Source organism: Radiobacillus sp. PE A8.2 (assembly GCF_045635475.1).
Lineage (GTDB): Bacteria > Bacillota > Bacilli > Bacillales > Amphibacillaceae > JBJGXI01.
Window position 1 is genome coordinate 18,750 of record NZ_JBJGXI010000005.1, and the last position, 15,722, is coordinate 34,471.

At 37.5% G+C, this 15,722-nt stretch carries 18 protein-coding genes; 1 reads left to right on the forward strand and 17 read right to left on the reverse strand.

Annotated features, from left to right (window positions below):
* Positions 1–23: 23 nt before the first annotated feature.
* Complete coding sequence (locus ACI6MV_RS04065) at positions 24–185, forward strand: hypothetical protein (RefSeq protein ID WP_407268665.1); 162 nt, start codon at positions 24–26, stop codon at positions 183–185.
* 111 nt (positions 186–296) lie between these two features.
* Here the strand turns inward: ACI6MV_RS04065 and ACI6MV_RS04070 are convergent, their stop codons facing one another.
* The 17 genes from ACI6MV_RS04070 to ACI6MV_RS04150 form a co-directional block, all read right to left on the reverse strand.
* Positions 297–641 (reverse strand): YpoC family protein, encoded by a 345-nt coding sequence (locus tag ACI6MV_RS04070; RefSeq protein ID WP_407268666.1) that lies wholly within the window; start codon positions 639–641, stop codon positions 297–299.
* Positions 634–1,299, reverse strand: coding sequence for an endonuclease III (gene nth / locus ACI6MV_RS04075; protein WP_407268667.1), 666 nt, complete (start codon positions 1,297–1,299; stop codon positions 634–636). Before nth ends, ACI6MV_RS04070 begins: the two co-directional genes overlap by 8 nt.
* Before the next feature lie 12 nt (positions 1,300–1,311).
* On the reverse strand, positions 1,312–2,007 hold the full coding sequence (locus ACI6MV_RS04080) for a DnaD domain-containing protein (RefSeq protein WP_407268668.1): 696 nt from the start codon (positions 2,005–2,007) through the stop codon (positions 1,312–1,314).
* A 114-nt stretch (positions 2,008–2,121) separates the two neighbouring features.
* A complete protein-coding gene (gene asnS, locus ACI6MV_RS04085) occupies positions 2,122–3,414 on the reverse strand; it encodes an asparagine--tRNA ligase (RefSeq protein ID WP_407268669.1) in 1,293 nt (430 codons plus the stop codon).
* Positions 3,415–3,465: 51 nt separating this feature from the next.
* Complete coding sequence (locus ACI6MV_RS04090) at positions 3,466–3,993, reverse strand: cell wall elongation regulator TseB-like domain-containing protein (RefSeq protein ID WP_407268670.1); 528 nt, start codon at positions 3,991–3,993, stop codon at positions 3,466–3,468.
* Positions 3,959–4,129 (reverse strand): YpmA family protein, encoded by a 171-nt coding sequence (locus tag ACI6MV_RS04095; protein WP_407268671.1) that lies wholly within the window; start codon positions 4,127–4,129, stop codon positions 3,959–3,961. Before ACI6MV_RS04095 ends, ACI6MV_RS04090 begins: the two co-directional genes overlap by 35 nt.
* 328 nt (positions 4,130–4,457) lie before the next feature.
* On the reverse strand, positions 4,458–5,267 hold the full coding sequence (locus ACI6MV_RS04100) for a ComEC/Rec2 family competence protein (protein WP_407268672.1): 810 nt from the start codon (positions 5,265–5,267) through the stop codon (positions 4,458–4,460).
* Between the two features lie 52 nt (positions 5,268–5,319).
* The gene (dinG, locus tag ACI6MV_RS04105; protein WP_407268673.1) at positions 5,320–8,118 is read right to left on the reverse strand and encodes an ATP-dependent DNA helicase DinG; all 2,799 of its coding nucleotides are present in this window, start codon (positions 8,116–8,118) and stop codon (positions 5,320–5,322) included.
* Positions 8,119–8,465: 347 nt separating this feature from the next.
* Positions 8,466–8,852 (reverse strand): aspartate 1-decarboxylase, encoded by a 387-nt coding sequence (gene panD, locus ACI6MV_RS04110; RefSeq protein WP_407268674.1) that lies wholly within the window; start codon positions 8,850–8,852, stop codon positions 8,466–8,468.
* Positions 8,853–8,870: 18 nt separating this feature from the next.
* Positions 8,871–9,740, reverse strand: coding sequence for a pantoate--beta-alanine ligase (gene panC, locus ACI6MV_RS04115; protein ID WP_407268675.1), 870 nt, complete (start codon positions 9,738–9,740; stop codon positions 8,871–8,873).
* Between the two features lie 18 nt (positions 9,741–9,758).
* On the reverse strand, positions 9,759–10,565 hold the full coding sequence (panB, locus tag ACI6MV_RS04120; protein WP_407268856.1) for a 3-methyl-2-oxobutanoate hydroxymethyltransferase: 807 nt from the start codon (positions 10,563–10,565) through the stop codon (positions 9,759–9,761).
* Between the two features lie 133 nt (positions 10,566–10,698).
* Positions 10,699–11,667: a biotin--[acetyl-CoA-carboxylase] ligase gene (locus tag ACI6MV_RS04125; protein ID WP_407268676.1), complete on the reverse strand. Its 969-nt coding sequence runs from the start codon at positions 11,665–11,667 to the stop codon at positions 10,699–10,701.
* On the reverse strand, positions 11,639–12,859 hold the full coding sequence (locus ACI6MV_RS04130; RefSeq protein WP_407268677.1) for a CCA tRNA nucleotidyltransferase: 1,221 nt from the start codon (positions 12,857–12,859) through the stop codon (positions 11,639–11,641). The genes ACI6MV_RS04125 and ACI6MV_RS04130 overlap by 29 nt, the downstream gene beginning before the upstream one ends.
* Entirely contained in the window at positions 12,849–13,976 is a 1,128-nt protein-coding gene (bshA, locus tag ACI6MV_RS04135) for an N-acetyl-alpha-D-glucosaminyl L-malate synthase BshA (protein WP_407268678.1), read from the reverse strand. Before bshA ends, ACI6MV_RS04130 begins: the two co-directional genes overlap by 11 nt.
* Positions 13,977–13,981: 5 nt before the next feature.
* Positions 13,982–14,404 carry a methylglyoxal synthase gene (gene mgsA / locus ACI6MV_RS04140; RefSeq protein WP_407268679.1) on the reverse strand — a complete coding sequence of 141 codons (423 nt, stop codon included), beginning with the start codon at positions 14,402–14,404 and terminating at the stop codon, positions 13,982–13,984.
* Positions 14,405–14,414: 10 nt separating this feature from the next.
* Positions 14,415–15,215: a 4-hydroxy-tetrahydrodipicolinate reductase gene (gene dapB / locus ACI6MV_RS04145; RefSeq protein ID WP_407268680.1), complete on the reverse strand. Its 801-nt coding sequence runs from the start codon at positions 15,213–15,215 to the stop codon at positions 14,415–14,417.
* Positions 15,208–15,564 (reverse strand): nucleotide pyrophosphohydrolase, encoded by a 357-nt coding sequence (locus ACI6MV_RS04150; RefSeq protein WP_407268681.1) that lies wholly within the window; start codon positions 15,562–15,564, stop codon positions 15,208–15,210. Before ACI6MV_RS04150 ends, dapB begins: the two co-directional genes overlap by 8 nt.
* Between the last annotated feature and the right edge of the window lie 158 nt (positions 15,565–15,722).

A 15,722-nucleotide genomic window follows, 5' to 3' on the forward strand; every position in this document is an offset into this window, starting at 1 on the left:
TTTAACAAAAAAGGAGAGATTTAATGGAGAAAATTATACAGCAGAACAAAGACGAAATTACAATGAAATATATGGTCGTGACTATCTTCTCCTCTATGACTTTAAGAAAATTAGAGAAAGTAGAGAAACTTAGAAAAGAATTAAAAACACGACACCAACAAGAAAAAGATTTTAACAAACTTTAATAAGTACTTGATGTTTGCTAACAAGAAATTTATAAGACAAAAAAACGCTCTTTATGAGCGTTTTATGTGATATAAATTTAATTAAAATCCGTTCCTTTACAAGACGCTGTGTTACAATCTCTCCAATACTTCTGCCTTTGCACACAATTTCTCTAGTTCACGAAACAGTTCATTTAACTGTATATAGCTGTGATAGTGATGTGGTTGGCCCTCAATAAAAGTAATTCTCTCTACTACGTTTAGTGGCTTATATTTGAAATTACCGATTTCGTGTTCCAACCACTCACCATCTTGATTTGGAAATTGATTTAAAGCATAAAGTGCTATTATAAAATTATGAATGCCGTTTTGGATCGGTTGTATTGCTTGTTGATTCTTCCTTTGTTGAAACAAGTGCGCAATCGTACTTTCTTGATGCTTCCAGTTTGCTATAAGTAAATTTACCTGATCAAACACGTACATCCTTCTCTCGTGCCTTCATGCGCTTTTGTCCTTCTCTACAAATATCCAACAGCCTGCATGCATCACAATTTGGGTTTTTAGCTTTACAATGATAACGACCAAAAAATATCATCCGGTGGTGCGTGTCACTCCACTCATCCTTCGGCACTTTGCGCATTAGTGTATTCTCCACTTCAAGTACAGAATCTTTCCACCTACATATGCCCAGTCGTTTAGAGACACGCTCTACATGGGTATCTACTGCGATCGCTGGTTCACCAAAGGCCACAGATGCAACAACATTAGCTGTCTTTCTTCCCACTCCAGCAAGCTTTACTAGTTCTTCTTTACTGCTAGGTACTTGTCCATTATAATCTTCAAGTAGCATCTCACATAGGTTGCGAATATGCTTTGCTTTGTTACGGTATAAACCAATCGATCGAATATCATGCTGCAACTCTTCCAATGAAACCGCTAAGTAATCTTCGGGCGTATGATATTTTTCGAACAAGCCTTTCGTCACTTTATTAACTAAGGCATCCGTGCACTGTGCAGACAATAATACAGCAATCACTAACTCGAAGGGGTTTTTATGGACTAGTTCACATTCTGCTTCTGGGAACATATCTGTCATCACATCAAGACAATATTGTATTTGTGTTTTATTTAACATGTACAACTTCCCCTATTCATCTTCAAGCCAATTATAATATAGTGAAACATCTCGCTTTGATTCTGTTCCAGTCTCAGATGCTTGTTTATTAGTTTGATTTGCATGAAAAGATTTACTTTGATTTCTAGCTTGCTCTACTGTCCGTATTCCTTTTCTTCTCCACTCGCGGAGAATTCTGTCGATATACCTAAAATTTAATTTCCCCATTAAAACAGCTTCACGTAAAGCTGCTTTAATAAGTGATGGTGACTGGTCCTCTTCATCAATCCATATATTAATTGTTTCAATTTCAAATGGAGATAAAGGTCTTCCAAACTCTTGTTCAAACAAAATAAAAATGTTATGCTGCTCTTCGGATTTTTCAGGCGGAGCAGGCTTAGCTGGTTCATACAGCCGTTTCCAAAGCGGTTCTAACGAATAAAATTCGTCTAATATATTGCTTTCATTATTGATTTGTTCAATGGAAAGCATGTTTTTTTGGATGAGTTTTCTGAGGATGGCAGAACATTCTTGCCCCGACAACGTTAATTGATTAGCAATTTCCTCTGGTGTCGGAAAAGTATTCCCTTCTTGATAAAAGCAATGAAGTTGTAAAATCACCATCACTTCCGACTCATTTAACTGCAGTTTGACATAATTTTTCAAAAGTAAAGAAGGAACAACAATTTGATCCCTCATCATAAATTGCAAAGAATATTGATTCGACATTTTACTTATACACCTCGAATCCATTATAGCATGAATATTTTTGTAACGTATTGTCGAAACAACAAATCCCTTGCCAGATTATGCATAGCAAGGGATTTATTATCCAGTTTTGTCTTAAGGATATAAACGGTTTAATAAGCGTGGAAATGGAATTGTTTCACGAACATGTTCCACACCACTAATCCATGCAACTGTTCGCTCTAGACCAAGTCCAAAACCGGCATGTGGCACACTTCCGTATTTTCTTAATTCTAGATACCACCGGTAAGCATCACCTGTTAAGTTGTGCGCTTCGTAACGCTCTTCCATTAATGCCAAATCATCAATACGCTGAGAACCACCGATAATTTCTCCGTAGCCTTCTGGTGCAATTAAATCGGCACATAATACAACTTCTGGACGATTTGGATCAGGCTTCATATAAAATGCTTTAATATCTGTCGGATAGTGCGTAATAAATACTGGCATATCAAAGCTTTCCGCTATCGCTGTTTCGTGTGGAGCACCAAAATCTTCTCCCCATTCAATATCGGTAAAGCCTTTTTCTTTTAACAACTCAATTGCTTTGTCATACGTAATACGAGGGAATGGCGCTTGAATTTTTTCAAGCTTCGTTGTATCTCGCTCCAAAGTATTAAGCTCTAACTTGCAATTTTTAAGCACAGATTGTATTACATATGTAACAAATTGTTCTTGTACAACAAGGCTTTCCTCATGGTCCATAAAGGCCATTTCCGGTTCTATCATCCAAAATTCGATTAAATGTCTTCTTGTTTTAGATTTTTCTGCTCGGAACGTCGGACCGAAAGAAAATACTTTACCAAAGGCCATCGCTGCTGCCTCCATGTAAAGTTGACCACTTTGTGATAAGTATGCCTCTTCATCAAAATACTGTGTATGGAATAGCTCGGTTGTACCTTCAGCAGCAGATCCTGTTAAAATAGGAGGATCGATTTTCACAAATCCATTGTTATTATAAAATTCATACGTGGAACGAATAATCTCATTTCTTATCTTCATTACCGCATGTTGTTTTTTAGAACGAAGCCATAAGTGGCGGTGATCCATTAGAAACTCTGTTCCATGCTCTTTCGGTGTGATTGGATAGTCGACCGATTCATGTAAAATTTCAATTTCTTTTACTTGAAGCTCATATCCAAATGGTGAACGACTGTCCTCCACCACAATACCTGTAACATACATAGAAGTTTCTTGTGTTATATTTTTTGCAGTTTGGAAAGTTTCTTCAGCAACCTCTGCTTTAACGACAACTCCTTGCATAAATCCCGTGCCATCCCTTAACTGTAAAAAAGCAATTTTTCCGCTGGAACGCTTATTGGCAAGCCATACACCTATCGTTACCTCTTGTCCTACATGATTTGAAACTTGATCTATTGTTGTTTTCAAGAAAAAAACCTCCGCTAGCAATTATTATTACCAATATATTTTACTATACATTTAGTACTTTGATTGTCTTAATCGAACTGATTCATATATCGAACCGTCCTCCATGGATCGATATTCAAATACATAACGATCCTGGTTGTCGATATATTTAATTTCCCATAATGGATGATCGTTTTCTAAAGCTGGATTAGTCGAAATTAAACTGCATTCCGTGCAACTATCTCTCCATTGATCAATAATTGAGGACTCTTCATTAAGTTCTTCCATTAAAAAGTAAGTAATTTCAGCTTCTTCATTAACAGGTACAAAAGCAATTCCAGTTTCTCCATTAATTGTTTCGCCTGTTACAGCATGATAATAGCTCGTACCATGATATCGAGTTACCTCATCTACCTGCTCGATTTCAGTTTCCGAGAGCACCCGTTGAATCGAACTAGAAAAATCTGCTTGTTTACTTTCCTCAATTTCTTGATATAAATAAATGCTGTACCCAGCAACCGACAAGCAAACAATGATCACGATGACGATGATCATTGTCATCCATTTAGGTGCGATAAATAGTGAAAATCGCTTTTTCATTATCTTCCTCATCCAATGCTAATCCAAACATAAGATCATCTTCCTTTAATGTTCGATTTAAGCTATCTACAATTTTGTACAAATCATTCGTATGCTTGATTCGTACAGTTGATAATGTTTCAATTTTTTTATCCATAACACTGCCTCCAAATTTGAGAAGATCTTTGTCATTTTTCACAAATTTTGTTACACATAGCAATCCAGTTTAGAACCAAACTATAAGTACAGTTGAAAACAAATACCTTTCTTATTATAACAGTTTACCCTTGATCAGTTGATGATCAATTCGTATTTTTTTCAACAAAATATCCTAACCCATATCTTACCTGTGCGCAAATTAAGCGCACAGGACTTTTTCATCCGTATTAGTCTATTACTAGACTAATACGGATGAAATAGCTTATTTAATTTACCCATGTGGAAGGAAGCGACAAAGAGACGCTCCATTTGCCACTTCCTCCTTATTATGACAGGATTTCATAATCATGTAAATTCATTCGGATAATGGTTGTGCCGACTTCCTCAAGTTGATAAACATCAATCCACGATTCATTCAACCGCTCAATAAGCCCTTCATTTGGCCTGCCGCTTTTACTATGAAATACAATACCAAGATGCGGATCTATCTGTGTGAGGAGTTCTTCACTTGGTGACTCTCCTCTTGCATAATCACCGATCTTAAGAATTTCCGGTTTGTAGTTGTGCGTTAGTAATTCGTCCTCATCTTCTAAATCACTGTTACTTAAGTACATAACAGAAGTGTCTCCATACGATATCCCTAATGACATTTCACCACTTGCTTCTGCATTCAATACTTTAAAAAACAAATCGTCACTTAGTTGATTCACGTCATTTGAACCCCATGTTACTTCTTTTAAATCATCCGTAACTTGGTTTTTACATGTCTCATTTAAATTTCCTGTGTGGACGACTCGTGAAATCTGATATCGTTCGGCTAACCTGTTTGCATTTGCACAATAATCCTCTGACTGCTTCGTAAGCACTAAATAATCAATGGTAGTTATATTTAGTTCTTCCATCTGGAAAAGTAAGTTATCCTCACTTGCTCGTGATCCCGTATTAATTAAGATGTTTTTTCCTTGACCTGTTTGAATTAAGGACGCTTCGCCATCAGGCAGTTGGAAAAAGGTGAAAAAAATCTCATCATTTCGTATATGCGGAACTTTCTCGCTTGCTAAAATCGGTCCCCACGTACTAATCACAATATAAATAAACATCAACGAAGATACAGACAGTTTTTTAAAACCAGCCATGTTTTCACCTACCCCTTCACTATATATAGGGTATGTAAAAAAGCTAATTGTATCATAACCAATCCTCAGCTGTTTCAAGTAATTTTGTGGTACTTTTATAAGTAACAGGCACAGTTGGAATCGAGTCAAGAAAGTATTTTCCATATCTTGCTTTCATAATGCGGTCATCACATACTAATACAATGCCACGATCACTACTTGAACGAATCAATCGGCCAAATCCTTGTTTAAATCGGATAACTGCATGAGGTAAGGCTAGTTCCATGAACGGATTTTTCCCTTGCTGTTTTAGTAAAGCCGACTTTGACTCGAAAATCGGGTGATCCGGTGGTTGGAATGGCAGCCTGACAATAACTAAACAAGATAAATCATTACCAGGAATATCTACACCTTCCCAAAACGAACTCGTACCTAAAAGAATTGCTTGATCAAAAGCTTGGAAATTTTTCTTCAATCGCTCTCTGCTACCACTGGAAATTCCTTGAGCAATTAGCATAAATTGGTCTGTATCCATAATTTCCTTTAAAATGGCATATGATTTTTTTAGCATATCGTATGAAGTAAACAAAACGAGCATCCGACCATCTGTTATGGTCGCCATCGAATAAATCGCTTCACAAGTAGCATAGATAAAGTCTTCACTTTTGTCCTTAAGATTTGGAAAATCATTAGGAATTAATAGCTGTACCTGATTTTCGTAATGAAATGGTGAAGCGATTTGCTTTTCTAATGCATAGTCACCTAATCCTAACCGTTCCTTAATAAAAGTAAATGATTTTTTCATCGTTAACGTTGCACTTGTTAAAATAACACTTTCTTTTTTTTCAAAAAAGTGCTCGGTAAGAATGGCAGAAACGTTTACCGGCTCACTATATAAATAAACGGCATTTTTAGCTCCATAAGCTTCAACCTCAACCCACTTTACTTGTGCTTGATCATCAACCAAAAAGATTAGTTCTAGATCATCAATAATTTGTTGTAAGCGATCAATCCAATTTTGCACTTGTTCAACAATATCCGCATCTAGATCTGTAGTATTGTTTCGTAAACCCTCATTCATTAGAGAAAGAATATGAATTAAATCACGTAAGCGAAAAGAAAGCCGTGTCGTCATTTCCTTCATCGTCTGCCACTTTTGTGTATTTTCCCTTTCTTGATCAAAGCGATATTGATATCTGCCAATATCATTCACAGCGATTCCCTTGTTATTAAGTTCTACGACATAATGAAAAATATATCGAAACAGCTCATCCGTTTCCTCTTTGGTTTCTTGCCATAAGCGGTCCCATTCAGATTCATTAGCATATTCCTTTACTATAGAATACTGCTTTGCTACATTTCTAAGCCAATCGCCCTCGTTGATTGTACCAATATTATTTAAAAGAAATTGAACCTGAACATAATCTAATTTTAAACCAAAGTGCTTAGCAGCTGTCGATTCTAAATGATGTGCTTCATCAATCACAGCTCTTTGATAGCTCGGAAGTAACGCATGTTCACTCGTCAAATCCGTGCATAATAACGCATGATTTGTAATTACAAGGTTAGCTTTCTGTGCTCTTTGCCTTGCTTTTTGGTAAAATGAGCGAGAAAACCAAGGAGATAGCACATCTATGTGTCCTTCAGCATCACTTGAAATGCGGTAAAAAAAGTTTTTCCCACTTGATGGTAGTTGAATTTCATCAATATCACCAGTAAAAGTCTCGGTGAGCCAAACAAGGATAATCGATTTTGTTAAGATAATGTCATAATTGTCTTGATGGATACTGCCAAGCTCAATCTCAAATTTTTTCAAGCTTAAATAGTGCTGCTTCCCTTTAAGTAAGGCAGCTTCAAATTTAAATGGTAGTACACGCTGCAAGAGCGGAATTTCCTTCTCTAATAGCTGCGATTGAAGCTGTGTTAGATGCGTGCTAATGACTACACGATTTTGTGAAAACACTGACTCATAAATGGCAGGGATTAAATAAGCAAGCGATTTTCCTGTGCCAGTTTCTGCTTCAATAAGCGCATGTTGCTTTGATTGAAATGCATCGTAAATCGTTTCTGACATCTCTCGTTGACTCGGGCGATATTCATAATTATGTATTTGTGATGAAAAATGACCACCCTGATCGTAGCAGTCATCTAATAAATCACCGAATGAAATTTTTTCTAAACGATCCTCTGCTGAGTCATGCTTTTTCGTTGCTTTTAATGCAATGCCATGAAAGATATCTAAATCAGGTCTACCTTCATTAACAAAGGCTTGTTCATCAATAAATGCTTGCAAAATGACATACATATTACTTTTCCATCTAGACTCAAGCTGCTGTAATGTTGTCAACGTCTCGAACGGTAGTGTCGCTAATTTTTGCAATAAAAATGATAATAACTCGGCAGTTACATAGGCATCAGATAAAGCGCGATGCGGATCATCATGTTGAAAAGATAAATACTCAGACAATCGACCTAGTTTATAGCTAGGAGCCTGTGGCAATAAGATTCGAGCCAACTCAACCGTATCTATAACCGGTTGCTTGATCGGCTGATAACCTACTTGCTGAATTTCATAGTTCAGAAATCCAAGATCAAAAGCAACATTATGTGCAACAACGTAAGCATCTTGAAAAAATTCGCTTACATCATCGACAACATCATCAAACGTTGGTGCTCCTGCAACATGAGCATCACTAATTCCTGTCAAATTTGTTATAAAGCCGGGAATTGGTATCAACGGATCAATAAATGTGGAGTATTGTGTGGTAATTTGATAATTCTCTAAAACCACAATTCCAATCTCAATAATCCGGTCTCCCTTCGAAGGTGTCTGACCAGTGGTTTCTAAGTCAACGACAACAAATTTATTCACTTCATCACCTCCACTATTCCATTTTAGAAAAGTGCAGAGCGCCGCTCAGAAACGTAACGACTGGAGCGAATCGACTAAAGATAAAGGAATCATGCCCCCGCATAGGGGATATGTCGACGTTGGACGACAAGTCCGCTTTTAGTCGACCTTCCATAAAAACTTGAATCGATGATGACTTATCGCAAGCCGATTCGTGAAGTCGCGTAGTTTCTGGCGCTCGGAGCTAGACACATGCACAAATTTTATATTTCTTATCTAATAAAAGAAAACTCTTATCCATACCGCTTTGATAAGAGTTTCCGCGTTTTGAGGGATTTCGCCTCGGTTACACTATCCATATGCGTAGATTACTTTAATTCGGATAAAGGCGGCTCTTTATCAATAAGTTCAACAATATCATTCTGATCATTCATAATCGCAACCTTTGGCTTAAAAGTTGTCAATTCTTCTTCAGAAAGTAAACCGTAGGAAACAATGATAATAATATCGTCTTTCTGAACGAGTCTAGCTGCAGCACCATTTAGACACATATCTTTTTTTCCTCGTTCGCCTGGAATAACATATGTCTCAAAGCGCTCTCCATTATTGTTATTCACAATTTGTACTTTTTCATGTGGTAAAATACCAACTTGTTCGATAATGTCCTCATCAATTGTAATACTACCAACATAATTCAAATTTGCTTCGGTTACACGAGCACGATGAATTTTTGCTTTCATCATGGTACGCAACATAGTAATTTCCCCCTACTACTATCTATCTAAAGTTAGCTTGCCATTTTGATCAAAAATAAGGTTATCAATTAATCGCGCGTGTTCATAAAACACGGCAACAGCTAGAATAACTTGCTCGTTAACCTCATCTACTGGTGTTAAATCTGGATAGCTCAGCAACTCAACATAATCTATTTTACCACGGGTTTGTGAATTAATAAATCGCTCGACTTCATTTACAATATAATCTGGATCTCTAGTTCCCGTTTCAACTAATTGACGACCGAATTGTAAGCCTTGATATAGCGCGGTCGCTTCCTGTCTTTCTGGCTCTGACAAATATACATTTCTACTGCTTTTTGCTAATCCATCCTGTTCGCGCACAGTAGTGACAGGAACTAGTTCAATCGGAAAATTTAAGTCATTTACTAACGCATCAACAACAGCAAACTGTTGCGCATCCTTTAAGCCAAAGTAGGCTTGACTCGGTAATGTAAGATGAAACAGTTTTGTTAAGACAGTAATCACGCCTGCAAAATGTCCAACACGTGACCGACCACAAAGAACATCCGTACGTTTGGTAATATCCATCGTGATCGAACGATCATTTGGATACATCTCTTCTACTTGAGGTATAAATAAAATGTCGATATTGTTTTTTTGGGCAACTAGGATATCATGTTCCTCATCCCTAGGATATCTGTCAAAATCTTCATTTGGTCCAAATTGCAATGGATTAACAAAAATACTGACAATGACAATATCGTTATTCGTTTTGGCCCTTTTCATTAAACTCTCGTGTCCTTCATGTAAAAAGCCCATAGTCGGAACGAAACCAATACTTTTGCCGCTCATTTTTAATTCATTTGCGTACTGCTGCATTTCTCGTATAGAACGTATGATCTTCATAAAAACTAAACCTCTCTGTTATCGATTAATCAAGAAAGAATGTTCCTCTCCAGGAAAATCACGATGCTGTACTTCACTGATATATGCTTGAATCGCCTCAAGGAATCGCTCATTCGCATTCTCAAATGCTTTAACAAATTTCGGTAAGCGCTCCACCCCATATTGCAAAACATCATGATAAACGAGTACTTGTCCATCACAATCAATACCTGCTCCAATCCCTATCGTAGGTATATCTAAAGACTCTGTAACTGTTTTTGCTAGCGACGCAGGTACGCATTCTAGTACAAGCGCAATTGCACCATGGCCTTGCAACATTTTGGCATCGTTAATAATTTTGTCAGCACCATTTTTATCTTTTCCTTGAACACGATACCCACCTAGCACATTCACCGATTGTGGAGTAAGTCCTAGATGTGCAACAACTGGTATACCTGCCGACGTCAATTTAGAAGTGAGCATTGCAATTTCTTCACTCGCACCTTCAACCTTTAATGCTTGAGCCCCTGTTTCTTGGAATAGCCGCTTGGCATTTGCAAGTGAATCTTCCAAAGAAATATGATACGACATAAATGGCATATCGACAACCTTAAATGTATTTTTTGCACCTCTTGCTACCGCTTTTCCATGGTGGATCATATCTTCTAACGTCACATTCACCGTGGAATCATATCCTAACACAACCATGCCTAACGAATCCCCGACTAAAATCATATCAATACCTGCTTGTTCAGATAGCTTTGCAGACGGGTAATCATAGGCAGTTATCATTGAAATTCTTTGGTTTTCTTGTTTCATTTGTTGAAATTTATGATGATTTAACATATCTTCTTCTCCTTTAGTCAATTTCATAATACTGATTTTCAGCTATCTACATCCATATATAGTCGGATTAAACCATCTCCAAACTATATATGGATGCAGATAGCTGTGTAAGATAATTATGAAATTGACTCACTTACCAACCAATTTCTGCTGAATATAAGGTTTGGATACTATTATCCTTATTAATAATTCGAAGTGCACCATCTTCAGCTATACCTAATATCATCGCTTGCCATTGCCGGTCGTGTACTTTCACCGTTACTGTTTCACCAATCTTATAAGCATAGCCTTCCCACTTTGTTTTGATCGCATCAAAACCGTTTGCGAGAAATTCTGCATAGCTTTCTTCAAACGTCACCAGTAGCTGTTGAATGATGCTAGCAATATCCCAATCTTTGTCAGTCACAAGCTTTAAAGATGTTGCTATGGAAGCAATAGCTTCTGGAAACTTTGATTGGTTAACATTCATGCCAATTCCTAAAATAACATAATTTACTTTATCCTGCTCTCCTTGCATTTCTGTTAAGATCCCTGCAAGCTTTTTACCCTTAACAAATAGGTCATTTGGCCATTTTATAGATGGTTCTATACCAGTAACCTTGGCGATTACATCTGCCAGTACCGTCGCTGCCATTAACGTGATTTGTGGTGCTTGATTTGGCTGCAATTCCGGTCTCAGTATAATACTCATCCAAATGCCATCGTTTGCTGCAGAATGCCAGATGCGCTCAAGCCTACCTTTGCCTTTGGTTTGCTCATCGGCTATCACTACGGTACCATGACTAGCACCATTCATCGCTAATTGATGGGCAATCGGTTGTGTGGAGGAGACGCTTTCTTTATGGATTATCTCTTTACCAAGCCAATCTGTATGCAATCCCCATTGTATAGTGTTGGCACTTATTTTTTGTGGTGATTTTGAGATTTGGTATCCTTTTTTCGGGACAGCATGAATGATGTAACCATCCTTCTCTAATTCCTTCATATGTTTCCAAACGGCCGTACGAGATATTTGCAATTGTCTAGACAATTCTTGACCTGAAATATATTCTTCCGTGTTTTCTTCTAATAGCTCAATCAAGTGTAGTCGGGTAGATTTCATTTGTTACCCACGCTTTCAATTGTTGTTTTTCATTTGCAACTTTGCCCAAAACTACGTGCTCCTCAAGTAACTGCAAGACTGTATTAAGCCATGGTCCCCTAGAGCGTTGTGGAAATAATGAAATAAGATCATTACCGTCCATTACGATCTCTTGTCTTGATTGGACTGGTAAACACTCCCGAATCTCACACAACTGAGCTGATAACGGCTGTAGCTCTGGACAAAATATCCCTAGCAACCGCAGAAATCCTGACTCTAAATGCTCAGGCAACCGGTACACAAGCCAAGCATCTAATTGTTCTTTATTAAAATAATCGATTGCCTCTAATAAGTAGCTTGCATCTTGTTTTGTTTTATTAGACAGTTTCCATTCTTTTGTCCAGGTGTGCAAGGATACACTTGGATCGTATTGACAAAAACAAGCCAACATTTCGCTCCATGATTGCAATGGTACCTGATGGTTATTTAGCGCACCAACAAGTGTATTTTGATTTCGAATAACAGGCAAATATCGTTCTAATTCAACCTCTAACAATAATTTGATTGCTTGCTCCACATGATCACCTGAGAACAATTTTTGCATTTCCACTGCAATTCGCTCGATTGCTATTTTTTCCAGCCAATTGATATGGCTAGTTAATGCTGCAAATGTAGCCGCTTCTAACGAAAAGCCAAGCTGACTTGCAAATCGTAATGCCCGCATCATCCGTAATGGGTCTTCTTTAAATCTTTCTGTTGCAGTCCCAACCGTTTGAATAAGCTGATTTTCAATTGCTTGTTTGCCACCAAAAGGATCTAGAATCTTCCCATGCTTATCCATAGCTATTCCGTTAATCGTAAAGTCACGTCTCGCTAGATCTTCTTCAATGCGATCTACGTATTGGACGTGATCAGGATGGCGATAATCCGAATAGTTCCCTTCAACCCGAAAAGTAGTTACCTCATAAGATTGTCCAGCCATTCGAACGATTACCGTCCCGTGTTCAATTCCCACCGGGATTACTTTAGGAAAGATCGCTTGTACTTGTTCCGGTAGGGCCGAGGTCGTAATATCGATATCGCCAATCGAGCGCTGTAATAATAAATCACGAACAGAACCGCCGACAAAATATGCTTGATGTCCGCGTTCTTCCAATAGATCTATTATTTTTTTTGCTCGTAGAAACGGACCATCTAACATATTAATCACCATCGACAATTAAATTTTTATATAACTGCTCATATTGCGAAACAATTTTAGTTGCATGAAAACGTTGTTCCACACGTTCGATTCCATTTATTGAAAATCGATTCCAGAGCTTATCATCTGTTAAAATTTTTAACGCTTTATTCGTTGTACCTTCAATATCTCCGACTTCTGTAGTGAAACCTGATTCGTTATCGATAATTACTTCGGGAATACCTCCAATGTTTGTACCGATACATGGGACACCACATGCCATCGCTTCTAGTAAAACTAATCCAAAGCTCTCTTTTTCAGATAACAGTAACATTAAGTCTGCCATCGATAATAGTTCTGCAATGATCTTTTGCTTACCTAGAAATAGAACCCGATCTTGTAGCCCTAACTGATTGACGAGTTGGCGAATTTCTGAGATTTCGGGACCATCACCGATCAATAATAATTTGGCTTCGATTTTAGCTGCAATATTGGCAAAAGTATAAATAACGTCCTGCACTCTTTTTACTTTACGAAAATTAGAAATATGTACAACAACTTTTTCTTCCTCTTTGATTCGATATTGCTGTCTTAAACGATTATCTTTACGCAAATAATATTCCTTGTCATCGACAAAGTTATAAACAACCTCTATATTCTTATCTACTTTTAGCATTTCCTTCGTTTGTGCAACTAAACTATGGGAAACTGCTGTTACTACGTCAGATTTTTCAATACCGTGCTTGATCATCTTCTTTAAACTATGATCAATACCAAGGACCGTTATATCTGTTCCGTGTAAGGTAGTTACAATTTTAACGTCATGCTCGGCAATCTGCTTCGCAAGCATTGCGCAAATCGCATGTGGCATCGCATAGTGAACATGTAAAATATCCAATTTTTCAGTATCAATAACTTCGGCCATTTTATTCGCTAATGCTAAATCATACGGTGGATATTGAAATACAGGATAATGATTTAATTCTACTTCATGAAAAAAAATATTAGAATGAATGCTTTCTAAGCGAAACGGCATGCTTGACGTAATAAAATGGACTTCATGACCACGTCTCGCTAATAATTTACCTAACTCTGTTGCAATGACACCTGATCCTCCTACAGAAGGATAACAAGTAACTCCTATTTTCATATAGATTAGCTTCCCTTGCTGTTTTTATCTTGTTCATGAATAATTTCGCGCCACTCAAACAAACCTTCATCTAACGCTCGAATAACGATCTCTGCTGCCCCTAAATTCGTTGCTAGCGGAATCTGGTACACGTCACATAGTCTTAACAGTGCACTAATATCTGGTTCATGTGGCTGTGCAGTTAATGGATCACGAAAGAAAATAACCAGATCCATCTTGTTGTTTGCAATCATCGCCCCGATTTGCTGGTCGCCACCTAACGGACCTGATTGAAATCGGTGTACTTCCATTTTCGTCGCCTCTGAAATTCTAAGGCCAGTCGTTCCGGTAGCAAATAAATCATGTTGTTTGAGGATATGGGTGTAAGCAACCGTGAAATCGACCATATCTTTTTTCTTTTTATCGTGAGCAATTAAGGCAATATTCATTGACAATCCCTCATTCCATTATATTTTCAAGACCATATACGAGTATATCTAGCTTGACTACTTCTTCAACAGCTAACTTCACACCCGACATAAATGATTCACGATGAAAGGAATCATGTTTAATCGTCAAGTTTTGACCTGGTAATCCAAATACTACTTCCTGATGTGCGACAAGTCCTGGTAATCGAACGCTATGGATGCGCATTCCATCAAAATCAGCACCGCGCGCGCCGGGTAATGTTTCCTTTTCGTCTGGATGACCTTGTGTTTTCTGTTCTCTTACTTCTTGAATCAGTTGTGCTGTTTTGACGGCGGTACCAGAAGGAGCATCTAATTTTTGATCATGATGTCGTTCGATAATTTCAACGTCTGGGAAGTATTTAGCCGCCCATTTCGAGAACTGCATCATTAACACAGCACCAATCGCAAAGTTAGGGGCAATAATCGTGCCAATCCCTTTTTCCTCAGCAAGGTTTGTTAACTCTTGTAATTGTTCATTTGAAAAGCCTGTTGTGCCAACGACAGGTCTTATGCCATGTTCAATCGCTAGCTTTGTATGTAAATAACCTACCTCAGGAGTCGTTAAATCAATTAAAACATCTGCCTCTACAGTTTGAAAACATGTTTCAACATCGCTATATATAAGCGCATCGAATGCTGGTAATCCATCAATATCAGCAACCTTAACTCCATCATGTTTACGATCAAGACATGCTACTAACTCTAGATTGTCTTCCTTTTCAATCATTCGTAATGCTTCACTACCCATTTTCCCTCTAGGACCTGCTACGATAACTTTAATTTTACTCATTATGTTCCACCTCATCCGTCTTTTTCGTCCAACGATTTTTATCTCTTGTTTCAATTTTTGTCATTGCTTTATCAAATGCTTCTGCTACATCAATATCTAAAGAATTTGCAAAAGACAGTGTAACAAACAACAAATCACCTAGTTCATCTTCAATCGTATTTTCTTTCTCCGTCGACTTTTTTGGTTTTTCTCCATAATAATGATTCACTTCTCTAGCTAGCTCTCCAACCTCTTCTGTGAACCGGGCTAACATACTTAATGGAGAAAAATAACCTTCTTCAAACTGAGAAATAAAATTATCTACTCGGTTTTGCATCTCTTTTGTATTATACTTTTGATTGGAAACCATATCGTCATTCTCCTCATCTTACGAGTAAACGTTTTACTTATTTTTATAAAGGTATCATTTACATGTTAGCTAAAAGGTTAGGCTTTGACAAATAATTTATTCGAAAAGATGGGCATTGTTCTGGCTTAATTGGTTGACTATAATATAATAGGTGTTCA